General features: G+C 63.7%; 12 protein-coding genes. 8 read left to right on the top strand and 4 right to left on the bottom strand.

Annotation, left to right across the window (positions count from 1 at the left end):
- Positions 1 to 164 precede the first annotated feature (164 nt).
- Together ACZYTC_RS13215 and ACZYTC_RS13210 are read right to left on the bottom strand one after the other, a co-directional pair.
- Positions 165 to 1,088 carry a carbohydrate ABC transporter permease gene (locus ACZYTC_RS13215; RefSeq protein ID WP_434955632.1) on the bottom strand — a complete coding sequence of 308 codons (924 nt, stop codon included), beginning with the start codon at positions 1,086 to 1,088 and terminating at the stop codon, positions 165 to 167.
- A gap of 4 nt (positions 1,089 to 1,092) precedes the next feature.
- Positions 1,093 to 2,433 (bottom strand): ABC transporter substrate-binding protein, encoded by a 1,341-nt coding sequence (locus ACZYTC_RS13210; protein WP_488989773.1) that lies wholly within the window; start codon positions 2,431 to 2,433, stop codon positions 1,093 to 1,095.
- A gap of 192 nt (positions 2,434 to 2,625) precedes the next feature.
- On the opposite strand from ACZYTC_RS13210, the gene ACZYTC_RS13205 reads away from it, so the two are divergent.
- Positions 2,626 to 3,765 (top strand): Gfo/Idh/MocA family protein, encoded by a 1,140-nt coding sequence (locus ACZYTC_RS13205; protein ID WP_488989772.1) that lies wholly within the window; start codon positions 2,626 to 2,628, stop codon positions 3,763 to 3,765.
- A 20-nt stretch (positions 3,766 to 3,785) separates the two neighbouring features.
- Here the strand turns inward: ACZYTC_RS13205 and ACZYTC_RS13200 are convergent, their stop codons facing one another.
- Positions 3,786 to 4,535: an SDR family oxidoreductase gene (locus ACZYTC_RS13200; RefSeq protein WP_488989771.1), complete on the bottom strand. Its 750-nt coding sequence runs from the start codon at positions 4,533 to 4,535 to the stop codon at positions 3,786 to 3,788.
- A 111-nt stretch (positions 4,536 to 4,646) separates the two neighbouring features.
- Here ACZYTC_RS13200 and ACZYTC_RS13195 point away from each other — a divergent pair, with 111 nt between their 5' ends.
- Complete coding sequence (locus tag ACZYTC_RS13195) at positions 4,647 to 5,582, top strand: LysR family transcriptional regulator (RefSeq protein WP_488989770.1); 936 nt, start codon at positions 4,647 to 4,649, stop codon at positions 5,580 to 5,582.
- Between the two features lie 170 nt (positions 5,583 to 5,752).
- Positions 5,753 to 6,610 carry an aldo/keto reductase gene (locus ACZYTC_RS13190; RefSeq protein ID WP_488989769.1) on the top strand — a complete coding sequence of 286 codons (858 nt, stop codon included), beginning with the start codon at positions 5,753 to 5,755 and terminating at the stop codon, positions 6,608 to 6,610.
- Between the two features lie 6 nt (positions 6,611 to 6,616).
- Here the strand turns inward: ACZYTC_RS13190 and ACZYTC_RS13185 are convergent, their stop codons facing one another.
- A complete protein-coding gene (locus tag ACZYTC_RS13185) occupies positions 6,617 to 7,450 on the bottom strand; it encodes an aminoglycoside phosphotransferase family protein (protein WP_488989768.1) in 834 nt (277 codons plus the stop codon).
- 254 nt (positions 7,451 to 7,704) lie between these two features.
- On the opposite strand from ACZYTC_RS13185, the gene ACZYTC_RS13180 reads away from it, so the two are divergent.
- The 5 genes from ACZYTC_RS13180 to ACZYTC_RS13160 all read left to right on the top strand — a co-directional run bounded on the left by ACZYTC_RS13180 (position 7,705) and on the right by ACZYTC_RS13160 (position 17,238).
- The gene (locus ACZYTC_RS13180) at positions 7,705 to 11,721 is read left to right on the top strand and encodes a PAS domain-containing protein (RefSeq protein WP_488989767.1); all 4,017 of its coding nucleotides are present in this window, start codon (positions 7,705 to 7,707) and stop codon (positions 11,719 to 11,721) included.
- Positions 11,722 to 12,028: 307 nt separating this feature from the next.
- A complete protein-coding gene (locus ACZYTC_RS13175; RefSeq protein WP_454813316.1) occupies positions 12,029 to 13,279 on the top strand; it encodes a sarcosine oxidase subunit beta family protein in 1,251 nt (416 codons plus the stop codon).
- A gap of 110 nt (positions 13,280 to 13,389) precedes the next feature.
- Entirely contained in the window at positions 13,390 to 13,668 is a 279-nt protein-coding gene (locus ACZYTC_RS13170) for a sarcosine oxidase subunit delta (RefSeq protein ID WP_149251521.1), read from the top strand.
- Positions 13,665 to 16,646, top strand: coding sequence for a sarcosine oxidase subunit alpha family protein (locus ACZYTC_RS13165; protein WP_441773776.1), 2,982 nt, complete (start codon positions 13,665 to 13,667; stop codon positions 16,644 to 16,646). Before ACZYTC_RS13170 ends, ACZYTC_RS13165 begins: the two co-directional genes overlap by 4 nt.
- The gene (locus ACZYTC_RS13160; RefSeq protein ID WP_434955642.1) at positions 16,639 to 17,238 is read left to right on the top strand and encodes a sarcosine oxidase subunit gamma; all 600 of its coding nucleotides are present in this window, start codon (positions 16,639 to 16,641) and stop codon (positions 17,236 to 17,238) included. The genes ACZYTC_RS13165 and ACZYTC_RS13160 overlap by 8 nt, the downstream gene beginning before the upstream one ends.
- Positions 17,239 to 17,299 lie beyond the last annotated feature (61 nt).

Here is a 17,299-nt window from a genome sequence, read left to right as displayed (position 1 = left end):
GTGGCTTCGTGCCACTCTCCCCCACCCGACCTCGCTTTGCTCGGCCACCCTCCCCGAAGTCGGGGAGGGATTCGTGCGCCACACCGGTTCTGGTCGAGAGGCGTGAATGTGATAGCCACAACGGGGGAAGGATATCGTCGCCTGTTTCGGTTGCAGAAGGCAGTTCATCCCTGCCTCCTCAGCCGCGCCACGATGAAGATGCCGAAGCCGATGGCGATCAGGGTTTCGGTGATGAACATCGCGGTGGAGAGCGCAGAGCCATAGCCGAACTGCAGGGTGGAGAAGAGCACCTTGTAGCTCAGGGTGGACAAGGTCTCGGTGGAGTCGGCCGGGCCGCCGCCGGTGAGGACATAGACGAGGTCGAAGATGCGGAAGGCATCGAGGGCCCGGAACATGCCGGCGATCAGCAAGGTCGGCAGCAACAGGGGCAGGCGTACATGCCAGAAGATGCGCCAGGCCGAGGCACCGTCCATCTTGGCGGCCTCGGTGAGAGACCGAGGCACAGTCTGCAAGCCCGCCAGCAGCAGCAGGGCCATGAAGGGCGTGGTCTTCCAGACGTCGGCGATGATGATGGTGTCGAGGGCGTGGTCGACAGAGCCGTACCAGTTGATGTTGCCGTCGATCAGCCCGACGGACTTCAGGAGGTAGTTGATCAGCCCGTGCTGTCCGTCGAACAGCCAGCCGAACATTTTCGAGGTGACCACGGTGGGCATTGCCCAGGGCACCAGCATGGCGGCGCGCACCAGGGAGCGGCCAATGAAGGGCTCGTACAGCAGCAGGGCCATGGCGAGGCCGAGCACGGTCTCAAGCGCCGTCGACACCGCCGTGAACAGCACCGTATGCCCCCAGGCGTTCCAGAAGCCGTCGTCACCGAGCAGCGTGCGATAATTGGCAAGGCCGACGAAGGCGTCTTCCTGGGTGACCAGGGAGGTATTGGTCAGCGACAGCCAGACCCCGTTGACGATGGGATAGACCGAGACCGAGCCGAGCGAGATCAGCAGCGGCAGGATCAGCAGCCAGGGCGCCAGGTCCAGGGACCGCAGGCCAGCCCCGAGGGGAGGGCTGGCCGCGGAGGCTTGCACGCTCATCGCGTCATCCTGCGACGATCGAATTGATCTTGGTGCTGGCGGCCTCCAACTCTGCCTTGATGTTGCCGCTGACCAGCGCCTTGGAGACGCCCGACTGGATGGCGAGGGTGACCTGGGCATATTTCGGGGTTACGGGGCGCGGCGTCGCGCCGGTGAACACCGATTTGAGCTGCTTCATGAAAGGCTGCTCCTTGCCGAGTTGGGCATCTTCGAACACTTCGGGGCGTGTAGGGGCGATCCCGAGCTGCAGGGCGAACTGGAGCTGGGTTGATGGCGAGGACATCCAGGTCAGGAATTCGATGGCCGCCTCCCGGTTCTTGGTGTTGGCGTTGACGCCATATTGATAGCCGCCGAGGCAGGCCGCGCTCTTGCCACCGGCGAAATGGGGCAGTGGCACCACGCCAACCTTGTCGACCACCGAAGATGCCGCCTTGTCCTGCGCGATGGCATAGACATAGGACCAGTTGCGCAGGAAGGGGGCGCGGCCCGCCGTGAAGGGCTGGCGCGAGGGTTCTTCGTCCCAGCTCAGGACATCGGAAGGGCTGATCTTCGTCTTGTTGATGGTGTCATAGAGGAATTGGACGGCCGCCACCGCCTTGTCGTGGCTGAGCGTCGAGGATTTGCCGTCGGGGGCGAGGATCGAGCCGCCATTGGAGGCAATCGCCTCCACGAGATCGCAGACCAGCACTTCAGCCTGCTTGCCTTGCCAGAGATAGCCGAAATCGGCCTTGCCGGATTTCTGGATCTCCTGGGCGGCGGCGGCCAGTTCGTCCCAGGTCTGCGGCGGCTTGGCACCAATGCCTTCGAGCAGGTCCTTGCGATAAAACAGCATGCCTGAATCGACATACCAGGGCAGGGCGGTGAGCTTGTTGTTGTACGTGCAGGCCGCCACCAGACCGGGGAAGAATTGGCTCTGCACCGAGGCATTGAAATATTCGTCCAGCGGCAAGGCCCAGCCGGCACCCGCGAATTCGGCGATCCAGACCACGTCTTGGGTGAAGACGTCGGGCGTGCCCGTGCGACGGGCGAGCTGCTGCACCAGGGCCGTGTGCACTTCGGTGGAGGAACTGGGCGGCGGCAGCTCGACATAAGTGACGTGGATCTTGCCCTGCGATTGGTTATAGGCGTCCACCACCTGCGCCATGGTCTGCTTGCCGAAGAATTTGGCGCTGGCGAAGGTGATCTCGGTGCGGTCCGCGGCATGGGCGCGCCGGGGCAGGCCGAGCGCCAGAGCACCTGCGGCAAGGCCGGCGCCCTGCAGGAAGGTGCGCCGGCTCGGCACCGCTGCCGACCCGGATTGCGAAGCCCCGGCAACCGGGGTCGAGCGTGACTGAACGTCCGACATCACAAGTCCTCCCTTTATGGTGAATGCTCACCTTGATTTTCGGGTCATGCTTGGCCTGAGGCCGCGTGCTGTCAAGGATAAATTGTCATTTTCGTTCAAAAAATTTCATTCAAACACAACGCTTCTCGTGTTTACTTTCTAAATTAATGCAAAAATGAGCAACCCAGCTGACTGGGATGGCGGAGGACGCGCATGGGTAAACTCGGCATCGGCGTGATCGGATGCGGCAATATCTCGATGACCTATCTGCGCAATGCTGCGCTTTTCCCCGGCGTGGAATTGAAAGCCTGTGCCGATATCTCGGCGGAAGTCGCCAAGGTCAGAGCCCGGGAATACGGCATTCGGGCACTTGGCGTGGAAGAACTGCTGGGCGATGACGAAATCGACCTCGTTCTCAACCTGACCATTCCAGCCGTCCATTTCGAGGTATCGATGGCGGCTCTTGCCGCCGGCAAGCACGTCTTCACCGAAAAGCCTCTCGCCGTTACGGCGGCGGAGGGCCGGAGGCTGGTCGAGGAGGCGCGTCGGCATAAGCTGGCGATCGGCTCCGCCCCCGATACTTTTCTCGGTGCGGCGGGGCGGACAGCCCGCCGCCTGATGGAAGAGGGAGCGATCGGCCGTCCGACCACCGGCACCGCCTTCATGATGACCCGCGGCATGGAGCATTGGCATCCCAATCCCCAATTCTATTATCAGCCCGGCGGTGGGCCGGTTCTCGACATGGGCCCCTATTACCTGACCATGCTGGTCAATTTGCTGGGGCCGGCGCGCCAGGTTGCGGCGATGGCGACGACCGGGCAGGCGGAACGGCTGATCACTGCGCCCGGGCCGAACCAGGGCACGAGCTTTGCCGTCGGCACCCCCACGACCTTGATGGCGCTGGTCGAGTTCGCCGGGGGGGCCATCGTCAATGTCGGCATGAGCTGGGACGTGTTCCGCCATTCCAACCAGCCCATCGAACTGCATGGCAGCCAAGGCTCGCTCAGCCTGCCCGATCCGGACACCTTCGGCGGCACCCTCGCCCTCAGCCGCAAGGGCGAGCCCTGGCAGGACATCGATACGGCGGCCATGACCTATGGCGGCCTGAACTGGCCCTATGCCGCGCCCGATCGCGCCAACTATCGGATGCTCGGAGTGGCCGACCTGGCCCGCAGCCTCGAGGAGGGGCGACGGTCGCGGGCTTCCGGCGAACTCGCGCTGCATGTGCTCGAGATCATGGAAGGCATCCTGGAAGCCGCGCGCCTGGGGCGGACGGTGTCGATCGAGCCTCGGGACGTACAGCCCTCGGCCCTGTCGGAAGACGAGGCGGCGAGCCTCGGCAGCACCGGATAGGAGCAGGTGTTCGGGAAGCCCTAGAGCGTGCCCATGCCACCGTCGATCATGAGCTCGCTGCCGACGGTATAGGTCGCTTCGTCGGAAGCCAGGAACACCACGGCCTTGGCGATTTCGCTGGCTTCGCCGAAGCGGCCGGCGGGCACTAGACCCTTGATGCTATCGGCGACGTTCTTCAGGTCCTGCTCCGAGAAGCCGAGCTTGCCATAGAGCGGCGTGGCGATCGGGCCGGGGCTGACGGCATTCAGGCGGATGCCCCGCCCGATCAATTCGCCCGACAAGGTGCGGATCAGCGATTGCAACGCGGCCTTCGACGCGGCGTAGACGCTGGAGTTCGGCATGCCGATATGGGCGTTGACCGAGGTGTTCAGCACGATCGACGCCGGATTGGCCAGGATCGGCAGCAGTGCCTGGATCAGGAAGTAAGGCCCCTTCAGATTGATGTCGAAGACCTTGTCGAAATCGGCCTCGCTCCAGTCCGCTAGCGGCTTGAGCTGGGCAATGCCGGCATTGACGAAGAGGATGTCGAGCCCGCCGAAGGCTTGCGCGATGGTCTCGGCGAGCTGTTTTTGCTTGGCGATGTCGGCGGCATCCGACTGAATGACGAGGGCACCTTCGCCCAGTTCCTTGCGCGCGGCCTCCAGCGTTTGGGGATTGGTGCCCGTCACCGCGATGCGCGCGCCTTCCGCCAGGAATTGGCGGGCGGTTTCCAGGCCTATGCCGGTGGTACCGCCGGTAATGAGAGCGCGCTTGCCCGAGAGCCTGTTCATGATTGCAGTTCCTTGTTCATGGGAGACGCTTTGAATGAAGCGAATATGGCGCAGTCATCATGTTCGGGGTATCCTGCTTATATTGGATCTATCTTCCGGGATTTCCGAACAATGAAGCTGGACGGGATCGCGAGTTTCGTAGCGGTGGCAGAAGCAGGTTCGATCAGCGAGGCGGCACGCAGCCTGCGCCTGTCCAAGTCGGTGGTCAGCGAACGCCTGGGTGAACTGGAGCGGACCGTCGGTACGCGCCTGCTGCATCGTACCACCCGGCGCCTGTCGGTGACCGAGGACGGAGCTGCTTTTCTCGAGCGCGCCAGGCGGATCGTGCGCGAGGTGGAAGAGGCGGCTGCGGATCTGGCGGAGCGGCGCGGCACCCTGGCCGGTCCGATGCGGATTGCCGCGCCGATTACCTTTGGGCACATGCATCTCGGCCCGGCCCTGTTTCCGTTCCTGGCTGATCATCCGCAGGTCGAACTCATCCTGGACCTCGACGATCGCCGGGTCGACGTCGCCTCCGCTGCCTATGACGGCGTGATCCGCCACGGTGCCATTGCGGATTCACGGCTGATGGTCTGGCGCCTGGCTCCAAGCCGGCGCATTCTGGTGGCATCCGCGGATTATCTGGACCGCGAGGGCACGCCGCGTTCCATCGGCGAACTCGATCATCATAAGGGGCTGTTCTATTCGAACCGGGGGGCTGCCGATTGGCGGTTCCTCGGGCCTGACGGTGTCGAAATCGTGCGGGCGAAGGTCGCCTTGCGGGTCAACAATGGTGACATGATCCGTGACGCTGCGCTTGCCGGCCTCGGCATCGGCTTGCTGCCGACTTTCATCGCGGGCCCCGAGATCCGCGCCGGGAAGTTGAAGGTCGTCGATATCGGCGTGCGGCCGGAGCCGGAATTCATCTTCCTCGCTCATCCGGAAGGGCGCCGGCCTTCAGCCAAGCTGCGGGCACTGGCCGAGCATCTGAAACGCAGATTCGGCGACCCGCCTTATTGGGAGGAGGGGATGTCCATGGCCGCTTCCGCTTGCACGAGCGTCTTGTGATTTGATTGAATCATTTCAAATCGCAAAGACGCGTCGAACCAAAGAGTTAGAGCAAAAACCGTTCACACTTGAACACGCTTTGCTCTAGAAGTGACGCGTGGTCACTGTGAGGTCCTGAGATGAGCGATTTGCCGGCACCAGAGAAGATACGCCCCCTCGGCTGCAGCGGCATGTCGGTAAGCTCTGTGGCCTGGGGCATGTGGCGCTTCGGGGGCGAGGACCTCGCTTCGGCTCAACGACTGATCGAGACTGCGCTCGAGGCCGGGGTCACCTTGTTCGACACCGCCGACATCTATGGCCCGTCGGACCTCGGCGGCTTCGGGATTGCTGAGAGCCAGCTCGGCCGGGTGCTTGAAGCCAGCCCCGGCTTGCGCCACCGCATGGTACTGGCAACCAAGGGCGGCATCGTCTTCGGCACCCCCTACAACTCCTCCGCCGCCTATCTTTCCTCGGCCATCGATGCGTCACTGAAGCGGATGCAGGTCGACCGCATCGATCTGTGGCAGATCCACCGGCCCGATATCCTCACCCACCCTAGCGAGATTGCCAGGGCCCTCGAAGACGCGCATCGGGCCGGCAAGATCGCTGCCATTGGCGTGTCGAATTATACGGTTGCCCAGACACAGGGACTGGCGGCTTGCCTCAGCCTGCCCATCGTCAGCCATCAGCCGGAATTTTCGGCCCTCAAGCTCGATCCACTCGCAGACGGGATTCTGGACCAGGCGGTCATGAATGACATGGCGGTGCTCGCCTGGTCGCCATTGGCAGGAGGCAGGCTGGCGCAGCCGCAGGACGAGCGGGCACGGGCGGTGGTGGCCCTGTTCGATGCCAAGGCCGCGCAGGCCGGCATTTCCCGCACCGCCGTCGCCCTGAGCTGGTTGATGGTCCATCCGGCACGGACCATCCCGATCGTGGGAACGCAGAATCTCGACCGCATCCGGGAGATCCCGCAAGCCTATCTGCCGCGCTGGAGCCGGGAGGAGTGGTATTCGGTGCTGGTGGCCTCGCGGGGAGAGCGCCTGCCCTGATGCGGCTCAGCCCTGATCGATTGCGCCGATGGCCAACTTCATGATCGCAAAATCGATGGCGGGGCTCTCGTCGATTTCGATCTGCCATGTCGCGGACAGGCCGGTCCAAGCAATGATCCACTGCAGCATCCGCCTGCGTTCGACACGGGCATGTTCGGTCACGAGGGTCAGCCGGTGTGAAAAACGCTCGGGTGAGGAGGCGAAAGCGCTGCCGTCGCCCTTGCCGGGGTTGCAGAAGAGATTGGCATAGTCGAAGCCACGCTCGCCAAACAGGCCCTTGGGATCGATGACGAGCCAGCCGCGAGTCCCGAAATCGAGGACGTTGTCGTGATGGATGTCGCCATGCAGCACGGTCTCTTCACAGGGATTGGCCAGGAGGGCACGTGCTTCGGCGGCGCTGCGCGCCAGCAGGCCACCCTCCCGGGCCGCGGCTGGCTGCAGATCGGCAAACCAGGCCTGCAAGGGAACGAGGGAGGGAGGAGGATCGGAACGGGCTGCATGCAGCTTTGCCGCGACTTCGCAGAGAATGATCGTGGCTTCGTCGTCCCGCCCGGCGGCGACCAAGGCAGAGAGCGGAGCGCCGCCGCGTTCCATCACGATGGCGTCTTCCTCGGCGGCAAAGATCTCGGCAGCGCCCTTAGCGTGCCACCAACTCATCAACAGACCACCCTGACGCTCTTCTTCCGCCGTGGCCACTTTCAGCATGGCGGGACGTCCTTGCCAGCGCACTGGCAGCAGGCGCGCGGCATGGGTGACGATCGCCTCGCCATCCGGTGTGAGCCGCCAGCGCGCAAGCGCCTCGGCGAAAACGGCATGTTGCCGGAATTGAGACGAATGCATGGGATCTCTCAAAAATAGCTCGCCGTGGCCGCCCGGTGCCCGGAGGAAGAGCGACAGGTAGCCCGATGCCGGCGTCTGTGAAGTGTTTCCTCGGCTTACCGAATGTTCTCGGGCGCCTATTCCGGTGCGGGCGCAAATCACTGCTGAAAAAGGCAAAAATTCCTGCGACGACATTTGGCAATGACGTAGCTTCTCGGTACCATCATGGCAATTCCAATGCTGTTGATTTCGCTCGCGCAGTTGAGATCCGCCAGATGAAGATAGATGCCGGGCTGGGCTCCGATCGCTTCGATGCGGTCGTTCTTCCGGGCGATGTGGCTCTGCTTCGCCGCGTCATCGAGCAAGCCGGTGTCGCCATGGCACTGATCGGGCATGACGGCCGGTTTTGCTATGCCAATCCGGCCTTTTGTCGACTCACCGGTTACCAGGCGGCAGACTATGTCGGCATGACTCTTGTCGACCTTGCTCATCCGGAGGACCGGGCCGGTCTTTCCTGGGATGGTTGGGACGAGGACGGTGTCAAGCGCCGCTATCGTCGCCATGACGGCACGGTCTTCACCGGCATGACCAGCCTCTCCCAACTGGCCAAGCCGGACGAGGCCTCGCCCTATGCCGCCATTGCGCAAATCGTGGCCGTGTCGGCCCAAATGCCGAACGAGACGAGCCTGGCCGAGGCGGAGTGGCGTTGGCGCCAGGCTCTGGAGGGGTCTAGGCAGGTCGTGTGGGACTTCGACGTGCCCACTGCGATGGTGTGGGTGTCGCCGCATTGGTGCACGATGCTCAACCTTCCGGACGACGAGTACGTGCTTTCGATCGGCAATTGGCAGAGCAGGATGCACCCGGACGATCTCGCCCGCACGGAGGAGGCCGCGGAGCGTGTTCGGCTCAATGGCGATCGTGATTTCGACGTCACCTACCGATTGAAGCACAGTGACGGCCATTGGATCTGGGTGATAAGCCGAGGCCGGACGGTCGAGTATGCACCCGACGGCACCGCCAGGCGCATGATCGGAACCATCACCGACATCACGCGGCAAAAGGAGATGGAGGCACGCCTTTCCGCCGTCTCGGAGCGATTGGAAGTTGCCGTGCAGGCCGGTGGTATTGGCATCTTCCACGTCGATTATCCCTCGGGGCTCCGGCATTGGGATGCGCGAACCTACGCGCTTCACGGCGTCACGCCGGAGACGTTCGACAACACGATGGAAGCGTTCCGCAGCTTGCTTTCGCCCGAAGATGCTGCCCGGGTCGACCGTATCCGTCGGAGCGGTCTGCGGTCGGGCTCGCACTATCAGCTCGACTATCGCGTCCGGCATCCGAAGACGGGCAGGGGGCGTCATATCCGCTCCACGGTTCGGCTGATCCGAGGAGAGGACGGCGCCCTGACGCATGGGATCGGTGTCTGCTGGGACGTCACCGACGATGTGGAACGCAATCAGAGGCTGCACGACACGCTGGTTCTGCTGCAGGCCGTGATGAACGGGACGCCCGACCTGATCTACGCCAAGGATCGCGACGGTCGTTACGCGCTGGTCAATCCCTCGGTCGAGAGGCTGATGGGGAAGACGAGCGATGAAATCCTGGGTCGATCCGACACCGAGATTTTTTCGGCCGAGGTGGCGGGCGCCCTGATCGAGAACGACCGCCACGTGATGGAGAGCGGGGAACCCTCCACCATGGAGGAAACGGCGATGCTCGAGGGCTTGCGGCGCACCTATTCCTCCACCAAGGCGCCCCGGCGCAACGAGCGTGGCGAGATTACCGGGCTGATCGGCATCTCCCGCGACATCACCGATGCCAAGGTCGCCGAGGCGGCTTTGCGGCAAAGTGAGATGCGCTGGCAGTTTGCTCTCTATGGATCGGGCGACGGGGTCTGGGACCAAAATCTCGAGACCGGGGAGGTGTTCTATTCGCATCAGTGGAAAGCAATGCTGGGCTACGGGGAGGGCGAGATCGGCACCAGCGCGAGCGAGTGGTCGGATCGCGTTCATCCCGAAGACCTGCCGTATTGCCAGGCGACTATCGAGGCGCATCTGCGTGGCGAGACGCCGGATTTCGTTTTCGAGAACCGTCTGCTCGCCAAGGATGGCAACTGGCGCTGGATCTATGACCGGGGCAAGGTGGTCGAACGGGCAGCGGACGGGCGTGCCTTGCGCATTATCGGAACCCATACCGACATCACCGCACGCAAGGAGGCCGAGAGCGCTATCCTGGCCCTCAATCAGCGGCTGCAACTGGCGATCGAGGCGGCTGGCGTCGGTGTCTTCGAGTATGATTTTGCCTCCCAGCGCTATAGCTGGGACGATCGCCTCCACCAGCTCTATGAAATGGTGCCGGGCAGTTATGACGGCAGCCGGGAGGCCTGGCTCGATCGCATTCATCCGGACGACGTCGTCGCGATCACGCGCGAATATGACAGGGCGATGCGCGAAGACTCGCTGTTCGACATGGAATTCCGCTTGCGGGTCCAGCGTTCCGGCAAGATCCGCCACATCCATTCGCTCGCCCGGGTGATCCGCGACGAGGCCGGCGCGCCTGTCCGCACGGTCGGGATGGATTGGGATGTCACCGAGCACAAGGAACTGGTGGAGGCACTGTTCGAGGAAAAGGAGCGATTGCGGATCACCCTGCATTCGATCGGGGACGCCGTGATCTCGACCGACGCTCACGCAAGGGTCACCTTCATGAACCCGGTCGCGGAAGAAATGACGGGATGGATGGGCCGGGATGCGGTCGGCAAGCGCCTGGCCGAGGTGTTTCGCATCGTCGATGAAACCACTGGCGAGATCCTTGCTGATCCGGTGGAGACCTGCCTGGCGCGGATGCGCCCCTATTATCTCAGCGACGGAGCCGTCCTGCTGCGGCGTGATGGTGAGCGACGCAGCGTGCGCGACTCGGCCGCTCCCGTGCGGACGGCCACGGGAGAGATCATCGGTGCAGTGCTGGTGTTCCAGGACGTGACAAAGGCCCGCGTCCTCCAGCAGGCACTCGAACATTCGGCCAATCACGACAGTCTGACCGGGCTTCCCAACCGGTCCGCCTTCGAGCGCGAGATCCGACTTTCGCTGGAGCGAGCGCGCCAGGGCGAACATTGGCACGTGCTGTGCTTCATCGACCTCGATCGTTTCAAGATCGTCAACGACAGTGCCGGGCATGCTGCCGGCGATGCGCTGCTGCGCGAGGTCGCCAATCTCATGCGCCGCATCTGCCGGCCGGAGGACGTGCCGGCGCGCCTGGGCGGTGACGAGTTCGCACTGCTGCTGCGCGATTGCTCGATCGGCGACGGGGAGGCGGTTGCGCAGCGCTTTCTGCGTGGCCTGGCCGAATTGCGCTTCGCTTGGGATGGCCGGACCTATCAGATCGGGGCCAGCATGGGGCTGACCAAGATCGATGTGCAGTCACCGCGGCAGGATGAGTTGATGAGCCAGGCCGACATCGCCTGCTACACGGCGAAGACCTCCGGCCGAAACCAGTTTGCGGTCTATGGTGACGGTGAGAGTGCGGCCCATCGCAATCACAGCGAGATGCGGGTGGCTGCGGGCATTCGCCATGCGATTGAAGCCAATCGCTTCCGCCTTTATGCCCAAGAGATCTTCGATCTTTCCGGACAGGGCGGCGGACAGCGGCATTTCGAGATCCTGCTCCGCATGCTCGACGATGCCGGCAACATCGTCGCGCCGGCTGCCTTCATCCCGGCCTCCGAACATTATGACCTGATGGGCAGCATCGACCGCTGGGTCATCCACACCACGTTCCGTCGCTATGGTGCCCATCTGCTGGGCGCCGACGACATCACCCTTGCCATCAATCTCTCGGCCAACTCCTTGAACGATCCCTTCCTCTGGCCGCTGCTGCAGGAGGAGTTTGCGCACTCGGGCCTGCCGCCCCGGCGGATCCATTTCGAGATTACCGAGACTGCCGTGATCAACAATCTGGCGGCCGCCCAGCAGTTTCTTTCCAGGGCGCGTGCTGCCGGCTGCGGTGTGATCCTCGACGATTTCGGCAAGGGACTGTCCTCCTTCACCTATCTCAGGCAATTCTCCGTCGACGGCCTGAAGATCGATGGCGATTTCATCCGGCAGATGACACAGAGCGAAGTCGATCGCGCCATCGTCGAATCGATCAATACGGTCGGTCATCGCCTGGGTGCCATTACGGTGGCCGAGCAGGTGGAGAATGAGGAGACTTTGGCTCTGTTGCGTGGCCTGGGCGTCGATCAGGCCCAGGGCTTCATCCTGGCTCGGCCGCAGCCGCTGGATGCCCTGTTTTGAGCCATTTGCGAGCGGTCGCTATTCGTGGTGAAACTTTTTTCCTGGCATTAAAGTAGCAAAAGATCTTGCACGCGCAGGAATAATCTTTCACTGTGGGTAACAGGCTGCTATGCCTATGAACGAGGCAGCCCATATTCGATGAGGGCAGAGGTACCCATGATTCTCGACGATAAGCGCTGATCGTGCCGGCGTGGCCTGGTCTTGGATGTGGGCGCTAGGGCAGCATGCTCTCGAATCCACCTCTCGCCAGGCGGCCAAGCGACCGGACGACCGAAGTTTTCCGAACTCTTCCCCGGCAAGAAGATCGATGCATTACTCTCTGTTCTCCCTTCTCAAGAATGCCCTGAACGGCCACCGTGGCTGGACGCCGACCTGGCGTGACGCCGAGCCGCGCCTCAACTACGACGTGATCATCATCGGCGGCGGTGGCCACGGTCTGGCCACGGCCTATTATCTCGCCAAGAATCACGGCATCACCAATGTCGCCGTGATCGAGAAGGGCTGGATCGGCGGCGGCAATGTCGGCCGCAACACCACGATCGTGCGCTCGAACTACATGTTGCAGGGCAATATTCCCTTCTACGAGCACGCCATGAAGCTGTGGGAGGGCCTGGAGCAGGATCTCAACTACAATGCGATGATGAGCCAGCGCGGCGTGCTGAACCTCTATCATTCCGACGCCCAGCGCGACGCCTTCGCCCGCCGCGGCAATGCCATGCGCCTGAACGGCGTCGATGCCGAACTGCTCGATCGCGATGGCGTGAAGGCGATGGCGCCTTTCCTCAACTTCGACAATGCCCGTTTCCCGATCCAGGGCGGCCTGCTGCAGCGGCGCGGCGGCACGGCGCGTCACGATGCGGTGGCCTGGGGCTATGCGCGTGCCGCCAGCGATCGCGGTGTCGATATCATCCAGAATTGCGAAGTGAAGGGCTTTGTCCGCGAAGGCGGTGCCATCGTGGGTGTCGAGACCACCCGCGGCACCATCCGGGCCAAGAAGATCGGCATGGCGGTAGCGGGCAATACCTCCAAGGTCGGTACCATGGCGGGATTGCGCCTGCCGATCGAGAGCCATGTGCTGCAGGCCTTCGTCACCGAGGGGCTCAAGCCGCTGATCCCGGGCGTGATCACTTTCGGCGCCGGCCATTTCTATGTCAGCCAGTCCGACAAGGGCGGCCTGGTCTTCGGCGGCGACATCGATGGCTACAATTCCTATGCCCAGCGCGGCAATATGCCGGTGGTGGAGGATGTCTGCGAAGGCGGCATGGCGGTGATGCCGATGATCGGCCGTCTCAGGCTGCTGCGCAGCTGGGGCGGCATCATGGACATGTCGATGGATGGCTCGCCCATCATCGACAAGAGCGGCATCGACGGCCTCTATCTCAATTGCGGCTGGTGCTATGGCGGCTTCAAGGCGACGCCGGCTTCCGGTTGGTGCTTTGCCCATCTCATTGCCAAGGATCAGCCGCACGACGTGGCGGCGGCCTATCGGCTCAATCGCTTCGAGACAGGAGCGGTGATCGACGAAAAGGGCCAGGGCGCCCAACCCAATCTTCACTAGAGCACAACGCGGTTGGTAGAACGCGATTTTGCTCTAGCTCTTTGTTTCAACGCGTTTTTGCGATTCTTGGCGAAGCCGTCGGATCGCAAAACACTTCAAGGCACGGTTCAATGCGGATTGCCTGTCCTTATTGCGGTGCGCGCGGCGTGCACGAATTCACCTATCTCGGCGATGCCGGGCCGAGCCGTCCGGATGCCTCGGCGCCGGACGCCGGCAAGCACTTTTATGAATATGCCTACCTGCGCGACAACCCCGAGGGAGCGCATGAGGAGTTCTGGTATCACGGCTCGGGCTGCCGTTCCTGGCTCAAGGTCCGGCGCAACACCAAGACCCACGCAATCGAAAAGGCTGAACTGGTGATGCCTCAAGCTTTGGGAGCCGCATCATGAGCGAGGCCGTTTCCTTCCGTCTGCCCTCCGCCGGCCTGGTCGATCGTAACAGCACGGTGCGGTTCCGCTTCGACGGCAACAGCTATGAAGGGCTTGGTGGCGACACGCTGGCCTCGGCCCTGCTTGCCAACGGCATCCGCCTGGTCGGGCGCTCGTTCAAATATCACCGTCCACGCGGCATCTTCACCGCGGGCCCGGAGGAACCGAATGCGCTGGTGGAACTGCGCAGCGGCGCCCGACGCGAGCCCAATACCAAGGCCACTACGATCGAATTGTACGAAGGCCTGGAGGCGGCGAGCCAGAACCGTTGGCCCTCGCTGAAATTCGACCTCTTGTCGGTAAACCAGCTCGCTGGCCCGATCTTTGTCGGGGGCTTCTACTACAAGACTTTCATGTGGCCGGCGGCCCTGTGGGAGAAGCTCTATGAGCCGATGATCCGCCGTGCCGCGGGCCTCGGCAGCGCCAGTCAATTGCCGGATCCCGACACCTACGAGAAGGCCGCCGCCTTCTGCGACGTGCTGGTGATCGGTGCCGGGCCGGCTGGCCTGATGGCGGCGCTCGAGGCGGGCCGAGCGGGCGCGCGCGTGATCCTGTGCGACGATGATTTCCGGCTTGGCGGGCGGTTGTTGGCCGAGCGGCATGAGGTCGGCGGCAAGCCGGCCGCTGCCTTTGCCGCCGATATCGAGGCGGAACTCGCTTCCATGCCCGAGGTGCGCATCTTCAGACGCACCCAGGTGTTCGGTGTCTATGACACGGGTACCTATGGTGCCCTGGAGCGGGTTGCCGATCACCTGCCCGTACCGCCCGCCCATCAGCCGCGTCAGCGCCTGTGGCACATCATGGCCAAGCGCTGCATCAACGCCATGGGCGCCATCGAGCGTCCCATCGTCTTCGGCGGCAATGACCGTCCGGGCGTGATGCTCGCCTCGGCAGCGCGCAGCTACCTCAACCGTTATGGCGTAGCGCCGGGCCGCCAGGCGGTGGTGTTCACCACCAGCGACGATGGCTGGCGCACGGCGGCCGATCTCGTGGCTGCCGGTGTAACCGTGGCAGCGGTCGTTGATCCGCGCCGTGAGGTCGATGCGGCGGTGTCCGGCTGGGCCGGCAAGGCGGGAACGCGCACTTTGCTCGGTGCGAGCGTGACCGACGCCAAGGGCGGCGCCCAGGGCGTCAAGTCGGTCGAGGTGATCGCCGAGCGCAAGCGCGAGACTATTCCCGCCGATTTCCTGGCGGTGTCCGGTGGCTGGAACCCGCAGGTCGCACTCACCACCCATAAGGGCGCCCGGCCGCGCTGGTCGGATGAGCTTGCGGCTTTCGTGCCGGGCGATCTGCCTGATGGCATGACGGTGGCCGGGGCCGCCAATGGCGACTTTTCCCTGGGTGCTTGCCTGCGGGCGGGCGCGCAAGCGGGCCGGGCCGCGGCTGGCGATCTCGGCTTTTCCGCCGGGCAGGCTCCGATCCCGGCCTGTGACGACGAGCCGACGGGCCTCAAGCCGCTCTGGCATGTCGCCGAGACGAAGAGCAAGGCTTTCGTCGACCAGCAGAACGACGTCACGGCCAAGGACATCGAGATCGCCCATCGCGAAGGCTTCCGCTCGGTCGAACATCTCAAGCGCTACACCACGCTCGGCATGGCGACCGACCAGGGCAAGACCTCGAACATCTCGGGCCATGCCATGATGGCGGGCCTGCTCGGCCGTTCGATGACGGAGGTCGGCACCACGGTTTCGCGTCCGCCGCATTTCCCGGTGGCGATCGGCGCTTTGGCCGGGCCACATCGCGACAAGCATTTCAAGGCAACGCGCCTTACGGCGGGTCATGAATGGGCGATGGCCAACGGCGCCACCATGGTGGAGGCCGGCCAGTGGCTGCGCCCACAATGGTTCTCACGTCCGGGCGAGAAAGACTGGCTGGAGAGCGTCTGCCGCGAGGTCAAGACCACTCGCTCGATTGTCGGCGTGTGCGATGTCTCGACCCTCGGCAAGATCGACATCAAGGGGGCCGATGCCGGCGCTTTCCTCGACCGCGTCTATATCAATACCTTCTCGACTGTTGCTGTCGGTAAATGCCGCTACGGCCTGATGCTGCGCGAAGACGGCTTCGTCATGGATGACGGCACGGCGGCCCGCTTTGCGCCCGATCATTATGTGATCTCGACCACCACGGCGAATGCCGTGAAGGTGATGCAGCATCTCGAATTTTGCCGCCAGACGCTCTGGCCCGAACTCGACGTCTCGCTATCCTCGATCACCGAGCAGTGGTCGCAATATGCGGTGGCCGGGCCGAAGGCGCGGGAACTGCTGCAGAAGCTCTACGGCGCCAGCGCCGATCTGTCGAACGAAGCCTTCCCCTATATGGGATGTGCAACGCTGCAGCTCGGCAATGTCGGCTCGCGGCTCTACCGGCTCTCCTTCTCGGGTGAACTCGCCTTTGAGATCGCGGTACCAGCCCATTACGGCCTTGCGCTGCTCCAGGCGCTGATGACCCTGGCCGAGGAAATCGGCGGCTGCGCCTACGGCACCGAGGCTCTCGGCGTCATGCGCGTGGAGAAGGGGCATGTCGCCGGCAACGAGCTCAACGGCCAGACCACGGCCCGCGATCTTGGCCTCGGCAAGATGATGTCGACCAAGAAGGACTATATCGGCCGTGTCCTGGCCCAGCGTCCGGCCTTGGTGGCGCCCGATCGTCCCGGCCTCGTCGGCGTCAAGCCGGTCAATCCGGCGGATCGGCTGCGTGCCGGCTCGCATTTCCTCAAGAAGGGGGCCGCGGCTGTCGCGGCCAACGATGAGGGCTTTGCGACTTCCGTGGTCTATTCGCCGATGCTCGAAAGCTGGATCGGCCTTGGTCTTCTTGCCAATGGCCCATCCCGCCACGGCGAGGTGATCCGGGCCTATGACCCGGTGCGCAACGGCGACATCGAGGTCGAAGTCCTCTCGCCCATCTTCTTTGATCCTGAAGGGAGCCGTCTCCATGTTTGACGCCATCAGTGCCGGGCGTTTGGAGTCCCGTAGCGCCTTTGCCGGCTTGCTGAAACCGGTGGGAACGGGGGCGGGCGTCACCGTGCAGGATCGCTCAGGCCTGGAAATCGTCACCCTGGCCGCCCGCAAGGGGCAGGAGGGAGCGCTGGCGGCCCGCATGCAGGCCGCCTATGGCCTCGGGCTGCCGAATGGGCCCAAGCGCGCCGTCGCCGGCGCGCTCGCCGCCCTGGGCATCGGGCCGTCGGCCTGGCTGGTTACGCGCGAAGCTGGCGAGGCCAATTTGCTTGTCTCGGATCTGGTCGAAGCGGTTGGCACGCTGGCGTCAGTAACCGACCAGACCTCCGGTTATGCCGCGTTGCGGGTGTCAGGTCCGCGAGCCCGCGATATGTTCGCCAAGGGGCTGGACATCGACCTGCATCCGCGCGCGTTCGCCCCGGGCGACGTCGCGGTCACCGCATGCTCGCATATCGGCGTGACGCTGTGGCAGCTCGACGAAACGCCGACCTATGAGATCGCCCTGTTTCGGAGCATGGCCGGCAGCTTTTGGCACTGGCTTGGTGACAGCGCCGCGGAATTCGGCCTGGTGGCGTAACAGGGTTTCTGTTTGGGCACGTGCTCAGCCTTACCCTGTCCTCAACGGGGAAAGGGCAAGG

This window comes from Labrys sp. F242, from assembly GCF_057813875.1.
This window is presented reverse-complemented; position numbering and strand designations above follow the sequence as displayed.

Bases quoted from the DNA above. Each gene is read 5' to 3' on its own strand.
- ACZYTC_RS13160 (WP_434955642.1), top strand. From the start codon at position 16,639: ATGTTTGACGCCATCAGTGCCGGGCGTTTGGAGTCCCGTAGCGCCTTT.
- ACZYTC_RS13180 (WP_488989767.1), top strand. From the start codon at position 7,705: ATGAAGATAGATGCCGGGCTGGGCTCCGATCGCTTCGATGCGGTCGTT.
- ACZYTC_RS13175 (WP_454813316.1), top strand. From the start codon at position 12,029: ATGCATTACTCTCTGTTCTCCCTTCTCAAGAATGCCCTGAACGGCCAC.
- ACZYTC_RS13165 (WP_441773776.1), top strand. From the start codon at position 13,665: ATGAGCGAGGCCGTTTCCTTCCGTCTGCCCTCCGCCGGCCTGGTCGAT.
- ACZYTC_RS13195 (WP_488989770.1), top strand. From the start codon at position 4,647: ATGAAGCTGGACGGGATCGCGAGTTTCGTAGCGGTGGCAGAAGCAGGT.
- ACZYTC_RS13210 (WP_488989773.1), bottom strand. From the start codon at position 2,433: ATGTCGGACGTTCAGTCACGCTCGACCCCGGTTGCCGGGGCTTCGCAA.
- ACZYTC_RS13200 (WP_488989771.1), bottom strand. From the start codon at position 4,535: ATGAACAGGCTCTCGGGCAAGCGCGCTCTCATTACCGGCGGTACCACC.
- ACZYTC_RS13170 (WP_149251521.1), top strand. From the start codon at position 13,390: ATGCGGATTGCCTGTCCTTATTGCGGTGCGCGCGGCGTGCACGAATTC.
- ACZYTC_RS13215 (WP_434955632.1), bottom strand. From the start codon at position 1,088: ATGAGCGTGCAAGCCTCCGCGGCCAGCCCTCCCCTCGGGGCTGGCCTG.
- ACZYTC_RS13185 (WP_488989768.1), bottom strand. From the start codon at position 7,450: ATGCATTCGTCTCAATTCCGGCAACATGCCGTTTTCGCCGAGGCGCTT.
- ACZYTC_RS13205 (WP_488989772.1), top strand. From the start codon at position 2,626: ATGGGTAAACTCGGCATCGGCGTGATCGGATGCGGCAATATCTCGATG.
- ACZYTC_RS13190 (WP_488989769.1), top strand. From the start codon at position 5,753: ATGTCGGTAAGCTCTGTGGCCTGGGGCATGTGGCGCTTCGGGGGCGAG.